Raw genomic sequence first — 22,622 nt, 5'->3', positions numbered from 1 at the left:
AGCAAAGATAGATGAGAAGAGAATAGCGAAAAGATATGAATAAGAAGAGTAGCGATTGTGCGTGCTTGCTAGAGAGTCGGTGTATGGTGGGAACCGATACACGGCAGTCGTGAATGGACTTATGGAAGCTGTTTTTTCTAATGAAAAACAGACGTGTGCTCGCGTTAAGGGCAGTGTGAAAACACATAAAGTGGGAGTGCTGCGGCGCTTCAATTTGAGGTGGCAACGCGGTTATCGATCGTCCTCTGCAACAGGCTTAATCTGTCTGTTTGCAGAGGGCTTTTTATTTGGAGAAAACTAGGCGGATATTTAGTGGAAAAGAGGAGAATGGACATGACGACAGAAAAGAAGAACTTACGAGTGACAGCAAGAAAAATTGAGGGCGATTCGTTAACGCCTATATTGATCTTCAGAAGACTAAAAGGAAGCCATAAATTTTTGCTGGAAAGTTCTTCGCAGGCAGGGGGGGCAGGACGATATTCTTTTATTGGGCTGAATCCCCAGAAAGCGTACCGCGGACGCGACGGCGTAGTCGAGGAAATCGTTTATTCATCAAATAAGACGTATACGCATGAAGGAGAACTTTACACATTATTGAAGCGCTTGATGCCACGTATTACAGAAGATGCTGGATTCCCCTTCACAGGCGGTGCGGTTGGTTACGTAGGATATGGAGCCGCACGTAATGGTGAAAAGCGCACAGCGGACGATCTGCATATACCAGATGTCTACTTCAATATTTACGATACCGTTGTCATTTACGATCATCATAAGCATGAAGTGACGTTGCTGCATACTGAGATCAATCCTGTCTATGAAACACCTGATCTAGATGCCATCGAGGATATGATCATCAATGGTTCGGTAGAAAAAGAAGAAGAGGTGGCGCTTTCGGATTATCGATGTGCGATTTCGAAAGAAGAATTCGAACGGCGTGTTCAACTCGTCGTTGATGCAATAAAAGATGGTCAGGCAGAACAAGTCGTGTTGTCTCGTCGATTAGAAGCAGATATTGCAGGCGATCCATTTGTACTGTACCGCAAACTGCGCCGAAGCAATCCATCGCCTTACATGTATTACATGGAATTTGACGATCATACCGTTATCGGTACATCTCCGGAAAGTTTAGTGCGTGTCTCAGAAAACAAGGTGCTGACGAATCCGATTGCTGGTACTCGAAGAAGAGGCCGTGACGGAGCGGAAGATCTGGGGCTGGAAAAAGAATTGCGCAGCGATCCGAAAGAACTGTCAGAACACGATATGCTAGTAGAAGTGAGCAAAAAAGAAATGCAGCAAGTATGCCGCCCTGAAACGATTGAAGTAGCGAAGTACTTAGAAACTGTACGATACGAACATGTCATGCACTTAGTATCCGAAGTAGAAGGCGACCTAGCGCCTGGCTTACATGCATTAGATGCCTTGAAAGCAACAATGCCGGCAGGAACCGTAACAGGATCACCAAAACAAGCAGCAATGACGATCATCGACGAACTGGAAGACCAGCACCGCGGCATTTACGGAGGTGCGATCGGTTACATTGGCCTTAACGGTAATATCGACTTCGCCCTGACGATTCGTACGATGCTAGTTAAAGCAGGGAAAGCTTACGTGCAAGCAGGAGCCGGAATAGTAGAAGCTTCCGTCCCGGCGCTTGAATACAAAGAAACGTCCAACAAAGCCCGTTCATTGCTCGAGGCTACTGAAACGGTGAAGTAACCTGTAAATCTGTAGATGAAATGGTAGTTGGAGTTTTATGTTTAGAACAGTCGATAGTTTTTTGCAGTGATGATTAGGTTCGACCACGCCTCGCGGAAAGCGTCCACCTGGAATGGAAATCAACGGGATCTAAATTTTACTTTGAGTGTAAGTTATTTATCTCAGTTTATATAGATGAGGAGAGATGAGCTTGGAAAAGTATTTGAGCATAGTAGAGAAGAAACGTCACTTAATGTACGAAGAAATGAGAGAAGCAGCCGAATTACTATTCAGCGAACAAACCAATGAGGAACAAATTATACAATTCCTAATCGCCCTATCCAATAAGGGAGAGACCTCACACGAAGTTGCGGCACTAGCAGCTGTTATGAAATCATACGCTATGGATCTAACACCAACATCTGCACGATACCTAGACAATTGCGGAACAGGCGGAGACGGCGTCAACACATTCAACATCAGCACTACCGCTGCATTTGTACTTGCAGGCGCAGGTGTACAAGTGGCCAAACACGGCAACCGTAAAATTTCCAGTGCAGCCGGCAGCCAAGATGTGCTTGACGCACTTGGTATTCATTCCGACTACCAAACAGACGATATGCAGCGTCTGCTGGAACAGGAAGGTATCGCATTTCTGTTCGCACCAGCGATTCATCCGAAAATGAAGCGTATTGGCGCAATCCGCAATAAAATTGGCAAGCCGACGATCTTCAACCTAGTCGGCCCGCTAACGAATCCAGTTTCCTTAGAAACCCAGTTCACGGGCATCAACCGCCCAGACTTCATAATGGAATATGCGTCTGTGTTGCGGATGCTTGGTCGTGAGCGGGCGATCGTAGTAAGTGGAGCAGGCGGCATGGATGAAGCCTCTCTTGCCGGGCAGAATGAATTTGTCCTGTTGGATCACGGCGATTTGATTCCATTTTCATTAACAGCGGATGATGTGGGGCTTGAATATGCACCATTGTCTGCAATCAAAGGTGGAAGTGCAGTGGAAAATGCTGCAACGACCCGGGCGATTTTGAACGGAGTGCGCGGTCCTAAGTATGATACAGTCGTCTTAAATGCCGGCATTGGATTGTTTGCAAACGGTCGAGTGAAGACGATTCAAGAGGGCGTTAAACGAGCGAGCGATAGTATTTTGTCGGGAAGAGCATTAGAAAAATTAGAAGCCGTTGTCGCATTCAGCGAAACGATTCGGCAAAAGGCGGTTGTCCAATGACGATTTTAGATAAAATTATTGCACAGAAGAAAATAGAAGTGGAACGGTTGCTCGCGAGCAATGTCATTTTTCCAGAGAGAGAAATTTCCCGTCCATCCTTATATAAGACACTGCGAAAAGCAAAGAAGCTCCAAGTGATTTCCGAAATGAAACGTGCATCGCCTTCTAAAGGTTTAATTGCTGAAGGAGCTAATCCTGTCAAGCAGGCTATTGCTTATTATGAAGCGGGCGCTGCGTGTATATCGGTACTGACGGACAATGAATTTTTCAAAGGTTCATTTGAGGATTTGGCGGCTGTCGCAGACGTGGTTCCGATTGCGTTGTTATGTAAAGACTTCATAATTCATCCGATACAGATCGACCAGGCGAAAAGTGCGGGGGCGTCCGTTATTTTATTAATTGTTGCGGCATTAGACGATCAGACGCTTGGGAGTCTGTATACGTATGCAAACGAACTTGGATTGGATGTGTTAGTAGAAGTCCATAGTGTGGAGGAATTACAGCGTGCGTTGGCAATTGATGCGAAAATTATTGGAGTCAATAATCGAGATTTGCGTACATTTGAAGTTGATTTAGCGCAGACCGAGCTGATCGCGGAACAGTTCCCATTTGATGAAGAACGTGTCTTCATCAGTGAAAGCGGCATCTGGAACCCTGAAGATGCGGAACGTGCTGCGAAAGCGGGGGCGAGCGCGGTGTTGGTTGGAGAATCGTTGATGCGCAGTGATTCAGTGAAAGATGCATTACGGGCGCTACAAGTGGAAAAGCAAGGGATCCGTTCATGACAAAGGTGAAGATTTGTGGTCTGATTCAGGCAAAACATGTGCGGGCGGCAGTAGATGCAGGCGCAGACGCAATAGGATTTGTCTTTGCGCCGAGTCGGCGGGAAGTGACGATTGAGCAGGCGCGGGAACTTGCGAAAGGCATTCCGGAATCGGTCCTGAAGATTGGTGTATTCGTGAATGCATCAAAGGAAGAACTGCAACGAACATTCAAGGAAGTGCCTCTGGATTATATTCAGTATCATGGGAATGAATCACCAGAATTCATTCGGGAGGTCGGTTTGCCATCCATTAAGGCATTAGCGATCCGCGATGAAAAGGATGCTAAACGTGCTGCTGCCTATGATGTGGATTACTTTTTATTCGATACGCCAGGTGTGGAGTATAAAGGTGGCAGTGGCAAGACGTTTGACTGGTCGCTGCTCGCAGACGCAGGTGTTTCACTAGAGCAAACGATTTTGGCAGGTGGTTTGCATGCCGGGAATGTGCAAAGGGCGATCCAGCAAGTGCATCCATATATGGTAGATGTATCGAGCGGAGTAGAAATTGATAAGCAAAAAGATGCGGAACGTATTCGGGCGTTTATTCATAGAGCGAAGGGTAGGAGTGATCAAGATGCAGAAGACAGAAACTAAAGGACGTTATGGAAAGTTTGGCGGACAATTTGTTCCTGAGACATTGATGACAGCGTTGCAGGAATTGGAAACGGCTTATGAGGAAGCGCAGCAAGATCCTGCATTTAGTGAAGAATTGAACGGCTATTTGAAGGACTTTGTTGGACGGGAGACTCCGCTGTTTTTTGCAGAGCATCTGACGAAGCATGCAGGCGGAGCCAAGATTTATTTGAAGCGCGAGGACTTGAATCATACAGGTGCGCATAAGATCAATAATTCATTGGGGCAGGCATTGCTGGCGATCCGAATGGGCAAGAAGAAGATCGTGGCAGAAACGGGTGCTGGTCAACACGGTGTCGCTACGGCAACGGCTTGTGCTTTGCTTGGTTTAGAATGTGTCGTCTTCATGGGGAAAGAAGATATTCGTCGTCAGGAATTGAACGTTTTTCGCATGGAGCTGCTCGGTGCATCCGTTGTTTCTGTCGATAAAGGAGCAGGCACGCTGAAAGACGCGGTCAATGAAGCACTGCGTTATTGGGTATCCAATGTAGAGGATACGCATTATATTCTCGGATCAGCACTCGGTCCACATCCATTTCCGCAAATCGTCCGTGATTTTCAATGCGTCATCGGAAATGAAACGAAACAACAGATAATGGAGAAGGAAAATCGCCTTCCCGATGCAGTTGTCGCGTGTATTGGAGGTGGCAGTAATGCAATTGGCATGTTCCATCCATTTGTTGACGATGAAGATGTTAAATTATATGGAGTTGAAGCGGCAGGAAGCGGAATTTCAACAGGAAAGCATGCGGCAGCGATTGCAGGTAAACAAGAAGGCGTTTTACACGGAGCATATATGTATGTGTTGCAAGACGAGGATGGATTCATTCAGGAAGCACATTCCATTTCGGCCGGTTTAGACTATCCGGCAGTTGGTCCTGAGCATTGCCATTTGCACGATATTGATCGTGTCCAGTACGATTCTGTGACCGATCAACAAGCATTAGAAGGTTTGCAGTTATTGTCTCGTGTGGAAGGCATCATTCCTGCTCTTGAAAGTGCGCACGCGGTCTATTATTCTGTGCAATTGGCTAAAAAAATGAAGGAAGAAGAAATTCTCGTCATCTGTTTATCGGGCCGTGGAGATAAGGACGTCCAAACTGTACGGGATGCGTTAGGAGGCCAAGCATAATGACAAAACAAAAGGTAATGCAGGCAATTTTGCAATGTAATGAACGAGGCGATAAGGCGTTTGTTCCTTATATTATGGCAGGCGATGGTGGTTTGCAGACGTTAAAAAAGAATATTTTATTCTTGCAGGAGGCAGGTGCAGCCGCGATTGAAGTAGGTATTCCGTTTTCTGATCCGGTGGCCGATGGTGAAGTGATCCAGCAAGCAGGTGAGCGGGCTTTGACAGAAGGCGTAACGCTTCGCAAAGTGATGGCTGAACTAGCTTCATTCAAAGAAGAAGTGACAGTGCCGCTCGTAATCATGACGTACTTGAATCCTATCCTGAGTTACGGATTGCAAGCGATGGCTGCTGACTGTGAGAACAGCGGAGTGTATGGTCTGATTGTGCCGGATCTGCCTTTAGAGGAAAGTGGTCTGCTGAAATCTGCTTTAGAAGGTACGGATATCGCGCTGATTCAACTTGTGTCGTTAACGAGTCCGGCTGAACGTATTAACGCAATTGCTGAAGCGGCGGAAGGTTTTATTTATGCTGTGACAGTTAATGGCATTACCGGTGTTCGTGATTCCTTCACTGAAGGTTTAGAAGACCACTTGGAACGTTTGAAAGCTGCAAGTTCCGTTCCTGTTCTCGCTGGATTTGGAATTTCCACACCAGAGCATGTACGAAGTTTAGGTGCGTTAGCTGACGGTGTCATCGTCGGAAGTGCGATTGTGAGTGCATTTCATGAAGGTGATTTGCCGACAATTCGAACGCTGATCGATGCTTCGAAAAATCAAGTTTCGCAAATATAATGCTAGACCGAATGACTGGAGAAATTCAGTCGTTCGGTTTTTTTGTTTGTGTACAATATGTACGAACATTACTTTATACGTTCTAAACTATCCACAACGACGGGAATGTGGGCAACTTTTTAAAATTCAACGCATAATTTCCCGTTACTTATTCACACTATCCGCAAAGGAGTTGATGGTATGGAAGATATCTTATTAACTATCCACAAACTCCGGACATCTTTTCAGATTCATGGAAAATTTTACCCAGCCGTTGACGGAATTTCATTGACGATTCAAAAAAATGAAGTGTTGGCGATCGTTGGTGAATCGGGTTGTGGAAAAAGTGCGCTTGCGTTGTCAATCATGGGCTTACATCCATCTGATAGAACACTTGTGGAAGGCATTATCGAGTTTCAAGGCCGTAATCTGTTGCAGTTACCGATAGCAGAACTCAATCAAATCCGCGGAAAGCGACTAGCGATGATTTTCCAAGATCCGATGACAGCATTACACCCACTAATGATTGTGGGAAGGCAAATTGAAGAACCAATGAATGTACATCTGACCTTATCCACAAAAGAGAAAAAGCATCGGACATTACAGTTGCTTGAACGTGTGGGTATTCAAAATAACGAACAAGTCTATCAACAGTATCCCCACGAGCTGTCTGGCGGTATGCGGCAACGTGTACTGATTGCGATGGCACTTGCCTGTGATCCTGTGCTGCTTATTGCGGACGAACCGACAACGGCCCTCGATGTGACGATTCAAGCGCAAATCTTGGAATTGATGAAAGATTTGCAACGCCAATCGCAAGCGGGTATTTTATTGATCACGCATGACTTGGGTGTAGTAGCGGAGATGGCCGATCGTGTGGCAGTGATGTATGCAGGAGAAATTGTCGAGTTGGCACCGGTTCGTGAGTTGTTCTACAACCCAAAACACCCCTATACAAGATCGCTTCTTCAATCACTTCCTTCGGCCACCGGTCAGAAGCAGAAATTGCATGTCATTGAAGGCATTGTTCCAGCCATTGAACATCTTAAAAGGAATGGCTGTCGTTTTGCCTCTCGTATTCCGTGGATTTCGAATGAACTGCATGAAGGCGAACCGATATTGCATGAAATTGCTGCTGATCATTTCGTTCGTTGTCGATGTCACGAACACTTCTACTTGCCTGCGGAAAGAATGGGAGACGAAAGCAATGCCTCTATTACAGCTACATGACGTGACGGTTCAATTCCCTGAGAAAGGTGGTTTTTTGAAACGGACTATTCCACCGCGTTCTGTCGTGGATCAAGTAAGTTTTCAAATTTTCCAAGGTGAAGTTTATGGTCTCGTGGGGGAATCTGGATGTGGCAAGTCGACAACAGCGAGAGCGATCATGGGCTTGAATTCGTTAGCGAATGGACAGATTTTATTCCAAGGTGACGATTTATACCAGATGTCTCGAGCGTCACGGAAATTGCGGATGAAAGATATCCAAATGATATTCCAAGACCCTTATTCTTCGTTAAATCCACGAAAAAATGTCTGGAATATTATTGCGGAACCGCTGCGTAATTTCGAAAGCCTCTCCAAAGAAGAAGAGCTGGCAAAAGTTCAAGAGTTGGTGGAGCGAGTAGGTTTGAATGCTGAATCAATATATCAGTATCCTCATCAATTTTCAGGTGGACAGCGGCAGCGTATCGGCATTGCTCGTGCGCTCGCATTGCGTCCGCAGTTACTTATTGCGGATGAGCCGGTTTCTGCACTCGACGTTTCTGTGCAGGCTCAAGTACTGAATTTCATGAAAGATATTCAAGAAGAGTTTGATCTGACAGTGTTATTTATTTCTCACGACTTAGGAATTGTTCGCCATATGTGTGACCGGATTGGCATCATGTATAAAGGACGTTTGGTTGAAGAAGGGACAGTCGAAGACATTTATGAACGACCCAGTCATTTATATACTAAACGTCTAGTGGCGGCGATGCCGGAATTGAATCCAGAAAAACGTTCGGAAAAAGTGAAGCAAAGACGGCAGATAAATGAGCAATATGAGCTGGCTGCAGATCAATTTTTTGATTCGTCGGGCAGAATTATAGAGCTGCGGAAGATTTCAGATACCCACAGGGCAGCTTTGAAGTGAGGAGGTAAGGAAGTGCTTGTTTTTATTGTAAGAAGAACCTTACTGATGATTCCGCAGTTGCTTTTACTGAGTATCCTCATTTTCTTTTTGGCTAAACAGATGCCAGGCGATGCAGTAACCGGTGCATTCATGGGAAAACCGAATGTATCGGCAGAACAAATGGAGAAGATCCGTGAACAGCACGGTTTAAATGATCCATGGATTGTGCAATATGGGCGCTGGATAGGAGATGCAGTACGCGGAGATTTTGGGCAGTCATTTGTGCATAAGCAGCCGGTTACACAACTGCTGGCTGGGCGTATTGAAAATACGATCTGGCTGTCGGTGGCAACGCTTGTGGTTACGTATTTGATTGCGATTCCGCTTGGCATGATTGCGGGCAGATGGACTGGAAGCTGGGCGGATCAGTTCATCGTGACGTATAACTATGTTTCATTTGCAACACCTGTTTTCGTCTTCGCTTTATTGATGTTATATGTTTTTGGCTTTGTGCTGAATTGGTTTCCAAGCGGAGGCAGCGTGGACATCCGGGTTGAGGAAGGAACTGCAGAGTATGTGTGGGATAAGCTGAAACATTTGGTGCTGCCTGTTTTGTCAGGCTCGCTGTTGCTGACTTATTCGACTGTGCAGTATTTGCGCAATGAAATCATTGAGACCAAAATGAAAGACTTTGTGAAGACGGCTCGTGCGAAAGGCGTATCGGAAAATGTAGTGTATCATCGACATATCCTACGGCATTCGATATTGCCGATTGCAGCGTTTTTAGGCTATGAGATTACGGGATTGATTGCAGGTTCGGTATTTATTGAAACGATCTTTAGTTATCCAGGACTCGGCCGACTTTTCATCGACTCGATTATGACACGTGATTTCACGGTGGTCACAGCACTTGTTCTTATTTCTGGCGCAGCGGTTATCGTAGGGACGATGTTGTCGGATATTATTTTGCGCATGGTGGATCCGCGGATTCGTCTTGGATGAAAGGGAGATGGAGATGGAGATGGAGCTTACGAATGAAGTTTTGCGACAGGCAAAAATGAACAATCAATCGTTTCTGTCTGCGGCTTGGCGGGAAATTCGACATGACGGGATGGCGTTAGTATCGTTGATCGTGCTCGTTTGCATCGTAGGGATTGCGTATATCTCCCCCTTCTTTCTTTCCATAGACCGTGTGACGAGAATCGATTTATCCAGCATTTATTTGGCACCGTCTGCTGTGCATTGGCTTGGGACGGATGACGGAGGGCGGGATGTCTTTGGTCAGCTGCTGCTCGGTGCACGGAATTCGTTTACGATTGGAGTTTGCGTCACATTACTGGCAAGTCTGTACGGCTTGACGATTGGCTTGATTGCCGGCTTTTATGGTGGAATTGTTGATCAGATCATTTGTAGGGTACTTGATTTTCTAATGATTTTACCGTCTTTGATGATCATCATTGTTTTTGTTGTGATGGTACCGAATTACAGTGTCTTCAATTTCATTCTGATTATGAGCATCTTTGCTTGGTTCGGCAAGGCTCGCCTTATCCGCTCGAGAGGATTGGCGGAACGAGAGCTGGACTATATTCATGCTTCCAAAACACTCGGCACACCAGATTGGAAAATTATGCTCTTTGAAATGTTGCCGAATTTGAGTTCATTGATCATCGTCAACATGACCCTGACGTTAGCGGGGAATATCGGGCTGGAGACAGGTTTGACGTTTCTCGGATTCGGTCTGCCATCTGGGACCCCATCACTCGGCACACTGATTGCGCTGGCAAAGAACCCTGATATTGTCCAAAACAAATGGTGGGTTTGGCTTCCTGCTGCACTGCTCATTTTAGTGATCATGCTATGTATTAATTATATCGGTCAAGCAGTCAAACGAGCTTCAGATGCGAGACAGCGAATTGCGTAAAGGAGGAGAATGGCTTGCAGAAAAAGTGGATGCTCATCTTGCTAATGTGTGTGGTGGCGGGCTGTTCGGAGGCACAATCACGTGTTCAAGGAGAGACTGAACCGCCTGTATTTCCATTGGAAGTATCCAATCAAGATAAGCCGATAGAGGATGGAGAGATGATTGTTGCATTGGTCAGTTCAGACCCTTTTGAAGGTACACTAAGCCGGCCTTTTTACAGCGGTTCATTTGACGCGGAAATTATGAATTGGTTTGATGAAGCTCTACTTTCCGCTGACAGTAATTTTGAGATTACGAATGAAGGAGCAGCGACGTATGAGCTGTCAGATGATAAACGAACGATTACGCTTCGCATTAAAGAGGGAGTTTATTGGCATGATGGTGAGCCGGTTTTGGCAAGTGATTTACTGTATGCCTATGAATTGCTAGGTCATCCCGATTATGCAGGAGAGCGCTATACGTTCACAGTCGAAAACATCGAAGGTATGGATGACTATCATGCTGGGCGAACGAAGACAATTTCGGGAATTCAAGTACACGATGAACGGACGATTAGCGTGACATTCAAAACTGCATCTCCTTCCATTCTGACGGGATTCTGGTCCGTTCCAGTTCCGCGGCATCACGTAGGAGATGTGACGGCGGGCGAGTTGACGATGGAAGAACTGGAGTCGTCTGAGAAAATTCGTGTCACGCCGATCGGGTTCGGTCCTTATATCATAGTGAAAATCGTGCCGGGTGAATCGGTGCTCTTGGAACGAAACGAGGACTATTGGAGAGGCCGACCTCAGCTGCAATCCGTGGTATTGAAAACAGTGAACGAAGCCATTGTTGTGGAGTCGCTTAAAAAAGGGGATGTAGATTTGGCGAAAGTCCCTGCCGATCAATATGAAACGGTGAAGAAGTTGGACAATATCGAGTTGCTCGGTGACTTGGATCTGGCTTATAGCTATATTGGATTCAAAATAGGCAAGTGGGATGATGAAAAGAAAGAGAACCGGATGGATCCAAAGTCGAAACTGGCCAATAAATTGGTGCGTCAAGCAATGTGGCATGCTATGGATAACGAGTCAGTCGGCACCTATTTATATCATCATCTGCGCTTTCCTGCCACGACACTCATCGTACCTGGATTTGAATCGTATCATGACGCAAAAAATCTCGGACGTCCGTATGATCCTGAAAAGGCGAGGGCCTTGCTGGATGAAGCAGGGTATATCGATAAGAACGGAGATGGCTTTCGTGAAGATCCTGCCGGCAAGCCATTCATTCTTCACTTCGCGTCAATGGCAGGAGGCGATGTCGCTGAGCCGATCGCGAAGTACTATATACAAAACTGGGCGGATGTCGGATTGAAAGTAGAGTTGACGGACGGCCGTTTGCACGATTTCAATGCGTTTTATGAGCTAGTAAAATCAGATGATCCGAAAGTGGATATCTTCCAGGGAGCATGGGGCACAGGTTCCGATCCAGATCCGTCCGGTTTATACGGTCGCAAAGCGCTGTTCAATTATTCTCGGTATACGAGCGAAAGGAATGATGCACTGCTAGAAGCGGGCACATCTAAACAGGCGTTTGATACGGAGAAACGACGAGAAATTTATAAGGAATGGCAGGCGTTGATGGTGGAGGACGTCCCACTGGTGCCAACATTGTACCGTTATGAGTTGATCGGCGTGAATACGCGAGTGGTGAATTATTCGATCGATGCAAATTCGGAAAATCGTCATGTGTGGAAGTGGGGTGTGTCGGCGTAATAAATTTTTTTGGCCGGCGATCATAAACTCCTGAGACGCGATCATATATCTGTGCAGGCGCTCATAATTCATCCATACTCGCTCATACCATCTTCCTTAGCGATCATAATACTTCTGCTCGCGCTCCTAAACATCCCACCTGCGCTCATATCCCCCACGTATCATACCGTCGTTTTGTGGTATTATCTCTGTCCTGTTCTGAATATGATAGAGTAGGACGTAGAAAGGGTGATGAATAGGATGATTCGTCCAAAGCGTTTAGTAAAAGGTGATTTGATAGGGATTGTGGCGCCGGCCAGCCCGGTTGCGCGCGAAGATGTAGAGCGATCGTTTTCATTTCTCAGGCAGCTGGGACTTCGCTATGTATTGGGCAAGTCTATATACGAAGTAAATGGCTATTTGGCAGGCTCTGATGAAGAGCGTCTTGCCGACTTGCATAATATGTTCAGCAATCCTGAAGTGAAAGGGATTTTTTGCGCGGGTGGAGGGTATGGTTCGGCTCGTTACGCGGATCAAATCGATATGGAATTAATTCATGAGCATCCGAAGGTGTTTTGGGGATTCAGTGATATTACTTATTTACATACAGTGATCCGACAAGGTTCCGGACTTGTGACCTTTCATGGTCCGATGCTCGCTTCCTGTGTTGCGAAGGATGAATTTCATGAACTGTCGGGGAAAATGTTCGGACAGCTATTTGAACCTGTGGAAGTTCATTACACGGAAGAAATTTCACCGCTAGAATCACTGAGTGGAGGAATAGCAGAAGGAGAGGTAGTCGGTGGTAATTTGACACAGCTTGCGAACAGCCTCGGCAGTGAGTTAGAGATTAAAACTAACCAAAAATTGCTTTTCATTGAAGATATCGGAGAAGAGCCGTATAAAGTAGATCGTTTGTTAAATCAATTACGTTTGGCAGGAAAGCTCCGCGAAGCAGCGGGCATCATCATTGGGGATTTTGCGAAAGCACAACCTTCCAATCCAGAGAAAACTCTGTCGCTGGATGAAGTGTTCGCTCATTACTTCGATGGGCTTGGCAAGCCGGTTGTTAAAGGATTTAAGATCGGGCATTGCGAACCGAATATCGCAATCCCGCTCGGTGTAAAGGGACGTTTAAATGCGGAGGAAAAGACGCTGACTATCTTACCGGGAGTGGAATGAATGAAAATTCGCACCGTAGAAACATTTTTGGTGCAATCATCGCTTCAGAAACCGTTCGTAACAGCATTACGGACGGTGCATACGGTGCAGTCCGTAATCGTCAAATTGACCGCAGAAAATGGGTTGATCGGCTGGGGAGAAGCTGTACCGACGCATGTCATAACTGGCGATTCAATTGGCAGTATTCGCTATGCTGTTGAAAGAGTGTTGGCGCCGGAGCTGATCGGGCAGGATGTGACAAAGCGCGAGATTTTATTTGAACGCATGAATCGAGCACTCGTAGGCAATCCGAGCGCCAAAGCGGGGGTTGATTTGGCGATTCATGATTTATTTGGAAAACTATGCAAATTGCCCTTGGTTCAATTGTTAGGGGGATATCGCGAGAGCTTGTCGACCGATTTGACCGTCAGTGTTGGGACGCCGATTGAAATGGCGCATGAGGCAGCAAAGCATGTAGCAAAAGGCTTCACTACATTGAAAGTGAAAATCGGTACAGGAAGTCTTCAGGAGGACAGAAAGCGAGTTCGGGAGATACGCAGGAAAGTTGGGGCAGATGTGGTCATTCGTCTCGATGCCAATCAAGGTTGGAAACCGAAAGAAGCCATCCGGATGATTCAGCAGTTGGAAGACGACGGGATGGATATTGAATTGGTCGAACAGCCGGTTGCTGCATATGATATCGAAGGGTTGAAGGAAGTGACGCGGCAGACACAGACATCCATCATGGCGGACGAATCACTATTTTCAACTGTTGATGCTAGACGATTGCTGGAGATACGTGCAGTCGATGTTCTGAATATCAAATTGATGAAGTCGGGGGGAATCCACGAAGCCTTGAAGATCAATGCGTTGGCTCAAGCATTTGGGATCGAATGCATGATGGGCAGTATGATGGAGACGGCTGTAGGAGTGACAGCAGCTGCTCATTTTGCAGCGAGTCAGTCGAATATTACACGAGTTGATTTAGATGCACCGCTTTTATTGTCGAAGGGTTTTGAAAGTGGCGGTCTTCAATACAATGGTTCCGCCATTGAATTGGGCAGCGGACCTGGATTAGGTTTTGACTCGAATCGGATGGGGCAGTGGATGAAGGAACATGCCTGTGAATGAGCGGTGGGTGTGCGCGGTGAGTGCAGCAACGGTTTGGTCGGATCCGAATTCACCTAGGCTCGTAGATCTCCCTGCGTTGAATTACCCGGTACAGTTGGAAAAGTGGTTAGCACAGCTATCGTTTGAAGAGCGTTTAGCCTTAAGTGACAAAGGTCAGATTCAAACACAGATTTTATATGGCGAGTCGGTGATAATTGATGAAGTGGTGGGGGATTGGGCGAAAGTAATCGCTTGCCGACAGCCGTCTCGCAAAGATCCGCGCGGCTATCCTGGCTGGGTGCCGCTTGTACAATTATCAGCAGCCAAAAAAGTACACACTGAAGAATTTGTTCGCGTGTCTGCCCGCAAAGCTTGGGTGTTGGAGAAGTCGGGAGACCCTTTTTTGCGTGTATCTTTCAATACAATTTTTCCTTGCGGTGCACAGCAAGCCGACAGGACGCATATCTGGACACCCCATGGTTGGAAGCTGATCAGCAATGCAGATGTGAAGCGGTTCAAGCCGATTGAAGAATTATCTTGCGATAAACCGTTGACTGTAGGCAAACAGTTTTTAGGACTTCCCTATTTATGGGGGGGCATGTCAGCATGGGGTTTTGATTGCTCAGGCTTCATCTTTAATCTTTGGAAGGCGTGCGGAGTCCTATTACCACGAGATGCATCTGACCAGGAGAAGACAGGGATACCTGTTTCGCTGAATCAGACCGAATGGCGGCAAGGTGATCTATTGTTCTTCAGAGAAGAGGAAGATGCCATTGTGAGCCATGTTGGCATGTATGCTGGGAATGGACAGATGCTTCATGCACCGTCGACTGGAAAGTCAGTAGAGCAAATTCAACTGGCTTCATCTGTTTATGCCGATAAATTATGCCGTGTACGCAGAGTGTGCAAGTGAGTTGTCGAGGCGTGTAGTGTTCTTTTTGAATATAGGAAAAACCGAACTCAGTAGCGCGTTCGGTTTTTTGTGTTCGTTTCTATATGTTCTGAAGAGCCTAGAAATTCTTATTGAATTAATTCTTTAATGGAGAAGTACAACCTTTTTTCGGTATACTGATAAAAGGAATACATAAGGGAGCTGTCAAAATGTCTGAACCAAAATCAATGGGTCAATCAAGGACCATTCAAAGTAAGCTGGTATTACCGCCTGATACGAATCACATTCAGTCCATTTTTGGAGGGAAAGTGCTTGCCCATATTGATGAAATTGCTGCGATTGCTGCGATGAAACATGCGGGTACGAGAGCAGCTGTAACGGCGTCGATCGATTCAGTCGATTTTGTATCGCCAGCATTGCTGGGAGATATGATTGAATTGGAAGCGATCGTCACTTCTGTTGGTAATACGTCAATGGAAGTGTTCGTATCGGTCCATTCCAAGAACTTGGTGACAGGAGAAGTGAGGTTAACTACCGAATCATTCTGTACGATGGTGGCGGTGGACGAGACGAACCGACCTATATCGGTAGCGCCGATTTATCCGGAAACAGAAGCCGAAAAGCGTCTTTTCGACTCGGCGCCGGCTAGAAGAGAGCTGCGGCAGCAACGACGTTTGATGAAACATTAAAATAACGCAAGGAAGGAACAGTTTTTCTGTCCATCCTTGCGTTTTTAATTTGTAACCACTTGTTACTTTTTTTCATATAGTGTACTATGTAACTAACACACTAGAACGAAAGGAGATGATTAGAGTATGAAGACTTGGAAAGGGTTATGGAAAAAGGAATGGCAGATGATGAGAGGCTGGCTTTCCGCAACGACGGTTATAGCTATTTTGTTAATCATTGTTTCGTCATCCGCATTGTCACTTTTAGTTGAAGGCAAATTAGTGATTTCATTTATGCTCGGTATTTCATTGATGATGATGACATTAATCGTTGTGTGCGTCCCGGTGTCTTTATTGCTGAATAGCTTATGGATAGAATGGAAACGACCGGATGTGTGGCTGCATTCTCCTCAAACCATCTACCAATTGTTTGGAAGTAAAACGGTGTTTGCCTCAGTCATTGGGTTCGTCAGCATGATTGTCCCAGGCGTTACTCTTGCTCTATATGCCTCTATTTTTGACGCTTCTATTACAGAAGTAGGGGTGGCAAAGTTTATCGGAATGATGTATACCTTCATCTCTTCGGTTTACTTAGGAGCAGTCGGTTTAATGCTGATTGGCTTATTTCTTGCAGTTGTCTACCGAGTGATCAAGTCATATGTTCGCCGGGGAGCTTTCTTCATCTGGCTGATTGTTCTATTCATTTTGATGTGGCTATTTCAGACAGCACTGGAATCCAAGTTGTATCAAAAGATTGTTCATCTTGGTCAATTTTCCACTTATACTGACTCGAGAAATATCTCAGTAGGAAATTTTTATTTTGCTCAAAGTACTATGGCGCTATATGCAGGGCAGATCTTTGTAGTAGTCGGATTCCTAGCGTTTCTCTTTGTTTCCTCCGCTTGGCTATTTGAAAAGAAGGTGAGGTTATGAGAATGGATTCTACATGGCGCGGATTGTTCAAGAAAGAATGGATTTTGTTGAAGTGGACGGTGGTATGGGTTGTTTTGCTGAACGTGTTGGTAATTTTAGTGGTACCTTCATTAATCAGCAACCTCGTAGGCATTCCAGGTAAATTGTATGAAAACACATATGTGCTAGGTGGAACCTGGTTTGCTTTCTATACCTTTATGGGTGCTGGGATTTTGTCCGTAAGTTTGACGAAGGAAATGAAAAGCCCGGAAATGTGGCTGCATTCTCCAAGATCTATGTTGCAGTTAGTCGGAGCAAAGTCGCTGTTCGCTGCCTGTACATCAATTGTTACATTGTTTTTCGGAGGAGCATTGCTAGGCGTTACACTTTATTTCTTAGAAGATTGGACCGTTTCCTCCGCGTGGCAAGGATTTTTGGCATTGGTTAGCATTTTACTGGCAATTTCATTGAAATTGATCTTCGTTATGACTATCGGGTTTTTCTTCTGGAGCGTATATCAAGTGTTGCGGTGCCGAACAAGTTTCTTTGCTGTACCAATTACAGGGTTTCTCTTCGTGGTTGCAAGTATTTTATGGGAAGTCCTCAGGATAAACAACTTCTTTAACTGGCTTCGTACATTAGTGCCGCTGAGATTAACGAATGAATCTTTTTATAATGAACAAACAAGTTATTTTTTTACAGGATTTGTGCCGAACGGAATCGTATTTTCCATAGGAAGTCTGTTGTTTTACTTGGTTCTCAGCTATTTATTAGTGGCTGCTGGATCGAGGTTGTTTGAGAAGAAAGTGAGGTTGTGAAGATGAGCATGAAGTTTCTTCCGGATAAACCCATTTACCAGCAGCTCATCGATCATATTATCGGTGACATCATTCGTGGGGCTCTCGCAGCTGGAGAGAAACTGCCATCTGTTCGAGAATATGCTGTTGCAGTCGGTGTCAATGCCAATACGATGCAGCGCGTGTATAAAGAATTGGAACAAATGGAGATTACGGAGACAAGAAGGGGGCAGGGATCATTCGTGACAGAGAATAAAGAGCGGATTGAGGAGCTTCGTGAAGAGATGAAGGAGCAGCTCGTGCAGTCATTTATCCAAAATGTAGAGGCTCTCGGATTTACGACGAATGAAATGGTCAACTATCTGTCGAAAAGAGGTGGGAATGATGATTGAATTGCAAACTGTCTCAAAGCGTTATGGTTTTAAGCACGCACTAAACGGAGTGACGCTTGCGTTGCCAAAAGGGAAAATCATCGGCTTAGTTGGTGAAAATGGAAGCGGGAAAACAACCGTGCTCAAGTTGATGGCAGGTTTACTGTCACCCAATGCAGGAGTGGTTGCATTAGATGGAAAGACGATTACAAGAAGAGTTGCAGCGAAAATTGCTTATATGCCAGATACCGATTTGTTTTACCCATATTTCACAGTGGGCCAGTTATTTGAATTTTATGATTCGCAGTTTGAAGACTTTCAACTAAAGAAGGCGAAAGAGATTGCAGACTTTCTGAAAGTTTCGTTGGATGTCAAAATCAGTACGCTGTCGAAGGGAAACCGGGGACGTGTCAAAATTGCAGTTACACTCGGTCGGGAAGTGGATTATTATTTATTGGATGAACCATTTTCGGGCTTGGATCCGATGGTTCGCGAAGATATCTCGAAAGGTCTCATTCGCTTTACAGATACCGAACGGCAAACCGTATTGATGTCCACGCATGAGATTAAAGAAGTGGAACCGCTGCTGGATGAGCTAATTGTGTTAAAGGAAGGACGGATTCTGGCTCATAAGGAAATCGACGAGATTCGCGACGTGTATGGAATGGATGCGACTTCTTGGTTAGTTTCTCTTTTTCGGGCATAAACAAAAAACAGCAGGAGATGAAATGGTAACTACCAATTCATTCACTGCTGTTTGTTTTAGTTATCGCTACTGAATGTACGAACTAGGCCGAGTACTGTTCCACCGAGAATAAATGCGAACAACGCATACATGATGTAGATGAACCACATGAATATTCACTCCTTTAATCAGTATCCTGCCTTTTATTGTATCACCTAGGCAGGTGCGTTGCAATGGCGTTCACCGGACAACTGTGTCGGATGTGCGACTGTAGGCATAGATCATTTCCGTGGGAAAATAGACAGTTGTTTCCGCATATACTACCCCCTTAACTCCTAACTTTACCAGTGGATGAAACTGTTGCATGACTTGGTTCGTAAGCAATTCAACAGACTGGTGGCGGAGGGGTTGTTATGAAGAGAATTTTCGCAGTATGCGTATTTTTATTAGTTGTAGGGCTGCCGATTGGTTCGGTAGCAGCGAAGTCGTACTCGATAGATGAAGTTCAGATCCGAGGATGGATTGATCGCGACGGGACGATGCTGGTGAATGAATTATTCACCTATTCATTTGACGGAGATTTTACAAAGCTGACACGAGCTTTTCCAGCTGAGCATCGACAGCAAATTTCAGGATTCAAAGCATTTGAAGTACAAGACGGTCATGCGGAAGTGGGCTTTGTCGATGAAAGTAAGATGCACAGACTTCCTGTTTCATTAAACAAAGAAAATTGGGTAACGAAAATAGCACAAACAGATGGAACGATTCAAGTAATGTATATTTATTACATGAAAAATGCGGTAGTTTCATATGATACATACAGTGATCTGCAATTAACCCTTTTCGAAAAGGGTTCAAATCATAATATTGATATGAAACAATTGCAGATTTCCTTTATTTTGCCGGAAGGCGTAAGTGAACAAAATCTTCATGGCTATTTACAGGCCTCTAACGGAGAAGAGCCAGTTGTTCATGAAAATGGAATTCAGTTTTACACGCCTGTATCTAAAGCAAATACCCTGACAGCGACACGAATGCTGTTTCCTTCATCTATAATGACAGCTCAGAATAAAGGTGAGGCACCAATTCCATTGGAAGAAGTAATGGCAGAAGAACAACAAAAGGCAGAGCATGAGGCTTGGAAGGCTGCGCAGATTCCGAACCTCGAAAAGATTGCCCTAGTTTTAAGTGTCCTTCTCGGGCTGTTCGCAGCTTTTTTCATCTGGATGCGTTCACCTGGCCGTGGATATTTTGGAAGTGTCGACTATGTGATGAAGACGGATCCTTTATACCTCAGTTTTGTGGACCATTCCGGCAGTTGGTTTAGAAGCAGTTTCTTGGCGGGTTTGTTTTCATTAGTCGATAAAGGGGAGGTCGATGTAGAGTTGGCGGACAGTGCTGACCGTTTTCTAGACCATCCGGGCTCGCCTCCAAAGTCGCTGCAATTTCATTTGTTAAAGGGAAGAAGCGGACTATCGGAGTTTGAACGTACACTAGTGACGTGGTTATTTAAGATACGGAAATCACAAAGACAGTTTCATTTGCACGATATTGCGGAAGGTAAGGAATCCAAAGCAGCTTTGAGAAAACAGCATGCATTTGAAGTAGAACATGGAAAATGGCATGAAGAAGTTAAGGAGTTACTAGTGGATTCGGGAACATTGTCCAAACGGCTTTCAAACCTTTTAAAGCTTTCAATTTTAATCGTTACTGGCTTTGTAGCGGCTGGGGCTTTTTATGTAACAGGTGATGAAGAGTGGGGTTGGAACCTAGTGTTACCGGCAATTTTCTTCTTCATAGCCCTCTATAGCATCAAAGAAAAGATCCAAAAATGGCCGTCGATTATCTATTTCGTCGTGTTGTTATTTTTAGTTAATTCTATAGAGTATGGAGAGTTAGTAACGGCTTTAAGTATTTTTATTATAGTGGCATTTATCGCATTTTACTTAATTCCAAAGACTATACTTAGTTCCAAGACAGCACTCTATGCAAAGATGAGCATGAATAAGTTTCGCAGGCAGATGAAATATGGCATGCCTGAAGGATTGTCAGAGGAAGAACAGCAACAATTTTTGATTCGAGCCTATTTGCTTAAAACTTCTAAAAAGAAACTGCCTCAATTAGCAGGTGTAGGAACGGCGACAACAGCGTTGGCAACGTTATTCATGTTGCCTGAAGATCCGCTGCAATTTGTATATTCTAATTGGGGACCGTCACTAAAAGTGCAAGCAGACAGTTCGGGTGGAACGTCATACGATGGAGGCGGTGTATACTCTGGCGGAGGCGGAGGTGACGGAGGTGGGGGTGCAGGGGCGGATTGACCGCCTTCTACACATCTTCTTTTATCTTTGCTCTTTCAATAGATCTCGAATTTCGGTCAGTAATTCTTCCTTAATGTCTAACGGCTTTTCTTCAGGCTCTTCCTCGACAGGTTCTTCTTTTTTTATTTTCAGTTTGATGAGCAACCGAAGGAATAAGAAGAGTGAAGCCGCCACGATCATGAAATTGATAATTGATTGAATGAACAGTCCATACATGATCTCTGCGTCTTTATATTCGAAGCTCAATCCTGAGAAATCTAGACCACCCGATAATATACCGATAATCGGTCCAATGATGTTATCGACAAGTGAAGATACGATCGTACTGAAAGCAGCTCCAATAACAACGCCTATAGCTAAATCAAAAATATTTCCTTTAAACGCAAATTCTTTAAACTCTTTCCACATATACAGTCATTCCTTTTATAACAAAATTCAATTAACCCCGGACTCTTTCCAAGCGCTTAGCATTTTACGTTGGAAACGTTGATAAACGGCAATCGAAGCTATTACCCAGACAGCGCTTGCCAGTATACCCCCGACAATATCACTAGGGAAATGTACGCCTAAATAGATTCGGCTAACCGCAATCATCATAATCATCAATGCAGCGGCTGTGATAATTGCTGCACGGCCCCAGGAAGTCCGCAGGTTGCGCCAAACAATATAAGCGATGATGGTATACAAGCTAAATGCCATCATCGTATGACCGCTCGGAAAGCTGTATCCCCCAATATCGATCAAACGATGGAATTCTGGACGTTCTCGTTTAAAGATGAACTTCAGGACTTGATTCAGAATTCCTGTACCGCCAATAACCGCGACTAGTAAAACAGCTTGTGCGCGGTGACGCTTCCATAGTAGGATCGCCAAACTAGCGAAGGAGATGAGTGCGACGATGCCGGTAGAGCCAATGGTTGTGAAAGCCTTCATCGTGGCCGTCAGCCAGGGAACTTCAGAGCCTTGCACGAAAGCGATAATCACTTCATCAAAACTAGTGATCGTATGTAAGTGAATAGCAGCAGAGACAAAAACAAATAAACCCATCAAAATCAAACTGGCAATCCAAGTGAGCAATAGGCGAAGTGAGAGGTCACGCACGTTCCATAACATCCTTTCTATAGTAACTATATTGTGAAGGATTGCAAAAAAAATGTACAGTGATAGGTTGGAATTTGTGAGCTCAATCACTTTTTCCGTGGAAGTGAGATGAGGTATACTAGTAAAAAGGAGTGTTGCCATATGCATGAAATCTTTACGACAGAACAATGGGATGATCTTCTTGATCAATCCAATGAAGTACCTATCCTGTTAATGAAGCATAGTTCTACCTGTCCAATCAGTTTAGCTGCATTTGACGCATTTCAGCGTGTTGAAACAGATTTGCCCAAGTATTATCTGATCGTCCAAAAAAGTAAGCCGCTATCTCGGGAAATCGAGCGGGATATGCAAATTCGCCACGAATCACCACAACTATTTTTGATGAAGAATGGAAATGTAGTTTGGCAGGCAACCCATTATTCTATCCGAGAACCTGCTATTACCCAGGCGATCCAAGAGCATTATGCTTGATGGGCGGATAAAAAGAAGTAGGACGCGTACTCCACAATGTAGTGACCCCTAAAAGTTAGAGTTTTAT

23 protein-coding genes and 1 other annotated feature are annotated in these 22,622 nt (G+C 45.0%); of the genes, 21 read left to right on the top strand and 2 right to left on the bottom strand.

The annotated features are described in order from the left end of the window. Positions 1-28: 28 nt before the first annotated feature. Positions 29-249 (top strand) — a binding site (T-box leader). Between the two features lie 84 nt (positions 250-333). The 20 genes from H7J92_RS10685 (at position 334) to H7J92_RS10590 (ending at position 20,983) form a co-directional block, all read left to right on the top strand. Beyond that, on the top strand, positions 334-1,716 hold the full coding sequence (locus H7J92_RS10685) for an anthranilate synthase component I family protein (RefSeq protein WP_246602812.1): 1,383 nt from the start codon (positions 334-336) through the stop codon (positions 1,714-1,716). 184 nt (positions 1,717-1,900) lie between these two features. After that, complete coding sequence (trpD, locus tag H7J92_RS10680; protein ID WP_221836921.1) at positions 1,901-2,938, top strand: anthranilate phosphoribosyltransferase; 1,038 nt, start codon at positions 1,901-1,903, stop codon at positions 2,936-2,938. Continuing rightward, on the top strand, positions 2,935-3,723 hold the full coding sequence (gene trpC, locus H7J92_RS10675) for an indole-3-glycerol phosphate synthase TrpC (protein WP_078818668.1): 789 nt from the start codon (positions 2,935-2,937) through the stop codon (positions 3,721-3,723). Before trpD ends, trpC begins: the two co-directional genes overlap by 4 nt. Then, complete coding sequence (locus H7J92_RS10670; RefSeq protein ID WP_221836919.1) at positions 3,720-4,355, top strand: phosphoribosylanthranilate isomerase; 636 nt, start codon at positions 3,720-3,722, stop codon at positions 4,353-4,355. Before trpC ends, H7J92_RS10670 begins: the two co-directional genes overlap by 4 nt. Beyond that, positions 4,336-5,526 carry a tryptophan synthase subunit beta gene (gene trpB / locus H7J92_RS10665; RefSeq protein WP_078818666.1) on the top strand — a complete coding sequence of 397 codons (1,191 nt, stop codon included), beginning with the start codon at positions 4,336-4,338 and terminating at the stop codon, positions 5,524-5,526. The genes H7J92_RS10670 and trpB overlap by 20 nt, the downstream gene beginning before the upstream one ends. Beyond that, complete coding sequence (trpA, locus tag H7J92_RS10660) at positions 5,526-6,317, top strand: tryptophan synthase subunit alpha (RefSeq protein ID WP_009499130.1); 792 nt, start codon at positions 5,526-5,528, stop codon at positions 6,315-6,317. Before trpB ends, trpA begins: the two co-directional genes overlap by 1 nt. Before the next feature lie 180 nt (positions 6,318-6,497). Then, positions 6,498-7,526: an ABC transporter ATP-binding protein gene (locus H7J92_RS10655; protein ID WP_009499129.1), complete on the top strand. Its 1,029-nt coding sequence runs from the start codon at positions 6,498-6,500 to the stop codon at positions 7,524-7,526. Continuing rightward, on the top strand, positions 7,504-8,430 hold the full coding sequence (locus tag H7J92_RS10650; protein WP_221836917.1) for an ATP-binding cassette domain-containing protein: 927 nt from the start codon (positions 7,504-7,506) through the stop codon (positions 8,428-8,430). The genes H7J92_RS10655 and H7J92_RS10650 overlap by 23 nt, the downstream gene beginning before the upstream one ends. A gap of 12 nt (positions 8,431-8,442) precedes the next feature. Continuing rightward, a complete protein-coding gene (opp4B, locus tag H7J92_RS10645) occupies positions 8,443-9,411 on the top strand; it encodes an oligopeptide ABC transporter permease (RefSeq protein WP_078818663.1) in 969 nt (322 codons plus the stop codon). 7 nt (positions 9,412-9,418) lie between these two features. Further along, entirely contained in the window at positions 9,419-10,330 is a 912-nt protein-coding gene (locus H7J92_RS10640; protein ID WP_425516859.1) for an ABC transporter permease, read from the top strand. A gap of 14 nt (positions 10,331-10,344) precedes the next feature. After that, the gene (gene opp4A / locus H7J92_RS10635; protein WP_221836916.1) at positions 10,345-12,087 is read left to right on the top strand and encodes an oligopeptide ABC transporter substrate-binding protein; all 1,743 of its coding nucleotides are present in this window, start codon (positions 10,345-10,347) and stop codon (positions 12,085-12,087) included. A gap of 231 nt (positions 12,088-12,318) precedes the next feature. Next, positions 12,319-13,248 carry a S66 peptidase family protein gene (locus H7J92_RS10630; RefSeq protein ID WP_221836913.1) on the top strand — a complete coding sequence of 310 codons (930 nt, stop codon included), beginning with the start codon at positions 12,319-12,321 and terminating at the stop codon, positions 13,246-13,248. Then, a complete protein-coding gene (locus H7J92_RS10625) occupies positions 13,249-14,358 on the top strand; it encodes a mandelate racemase/muconate lactonizing enzyme family protein (RefSeq protein ID WP_221836911.1) in 1,110 nt (369 codons plus the stop codon). Continuing rightward, entirely contained in the window at positions 14,351-15,250 is a 900-nt protein-coding gene (locus H7J92_RS17855) for a C40 family peptidase (RefSeq protein ID WP_221836909.1), read from the top strand. The genes H7J92_RS10625 and H7J92_RS17855 overlap by 8 nt, the downstream gene beginning before the upstream one ends. A gap of 188 nt (positions 15,251-15,438) precedes the next feature. Next, complete coding sequence (locus tag H7J92_RS10615; RefSeq protein WP_078818658.1) at positions 15,439-15,918, top strand: acyl-CoA thioesterase; 480 nt, start codon at positions 15,439-15,441, stop codon at positions 15,916-15,918. A gap of 126 nt (positions 15,919-16,044) precedes the next feature. Next, positions 16,045-16,830: a hypothetical protein gene (locus H7J92_RS10610; protein ID WP_221836906.1), complete on the top strand. Its 786-nt coding sequence runs from the start codon at positions 16,045-16,047 to the stop codon at positions 16,828-16,830. Between the two features lie 2 nt (positions 16,831-16,832). Beyond that, positions 16,833-17,627: a hypothetical protein gene (locus tag H7J92_RS10605; RefSeq protein WP_221836902.1), complete on the top strand. Its 795-nt coding sequence runs from the start codon at positions 16,833-16,835 to the stop codon at positions 17,625-17,627. A gap of 2 nt (positions 17,628-17,629) precedes the next feature. Continuing rightward, positions 17,630-17,998 (top strand): GntR family transcriptional regulator, encoded by a 369-nt coding sequence (locus H7J92_RS10600; protein ID WP_040759947.1) that lies wholly within the window; start codon positions 17,630-17,632, stop codon positions 17,996-17,998. Continuing rightward, entirely contained in the window at positions 17,991-18,683 is a 693-nt protein-coding gene (locus tag H7J92_RS10595) for an ABC transporter ATP-binding protein (protein WP_078818655.1), read from the top strand. Before H7J92_RS10600 ends, H7J92_RS10595 begins: the two co-directional genes overlap by 8 nt. Before the next feature lie 392 nt (positions 18,684-19,075). Then, positions 19,076-20,983, top strand: a complete 1,908-nt coding sequence (locus H7J92_RS10590) for a DUF2207 domain-containing protein (RefSeq protein ID WP_221836899.1) — start codon at positions 19,076-19,078, stop codon at positions 20,981-20,983. A gap of 21 nt (positions 20,984-21,004) precedes the next feature. Here the strand turns inward: H7J92_RS10590 and mscL are convergent, their stop codons facing one another. Together mscL and H7J92_RS10580 are read right to left on the bottom strand one after the other, a co-directional pair. Next, a complete protein-coding gene (gene mscL, locus H7J92_RS10585; protein WP_078818653.1) occupies positions 21,005-21,391 on the bottom strand; it encodes a large conductance mechanosensitive channel protein MscL in 387 nt (128 codons plus the stop codon). 27 nt (positions 21,392-21,418) lie between these two features. Then, a complete protein-coding gene (locus H7J92_RS10580) occupies positions 21,419-22,084 on the bottom strand; it encodes a phosphatase PAP2 family protein (RefSeq protein ID WP_221836895.1) in 666 nt (221 codons plus the stop codon). A 141-nt stretch (positions 22,085-22,225) separates the two neighbouring features. Between H7J92_RS10580 and ytxJ the strand changes: the two genes are divergently transcribed. Further along, complete coding sequence (ytxJ, locus tag H7J92_RS10575) at positions 22,226-22,555, top strand: bacillithiol system redox-active protein YtxJ (protein ID WP_078818651.1); 330 nt, start codon at positions 22,226-22,228, stop codon at positions 22,553-22,555. Positions 22,556-22,622 lie beyond the last annotated feature (67 nt).

Origin of the sequence: Sporosarcina aquimarina (assembly GCF_019748715.1) — a bacterium.
In the GTDB taxonomy this organism is placed as follows: Bacteria; Bacillota; Bacilli; order Bacillales_A; family Planococcaceae; genus Sporosarcina; species Sporosarcina newyorkensis.
This window is presented reverse-complemented; position numbering and strand designations above follow the sequence as displayed.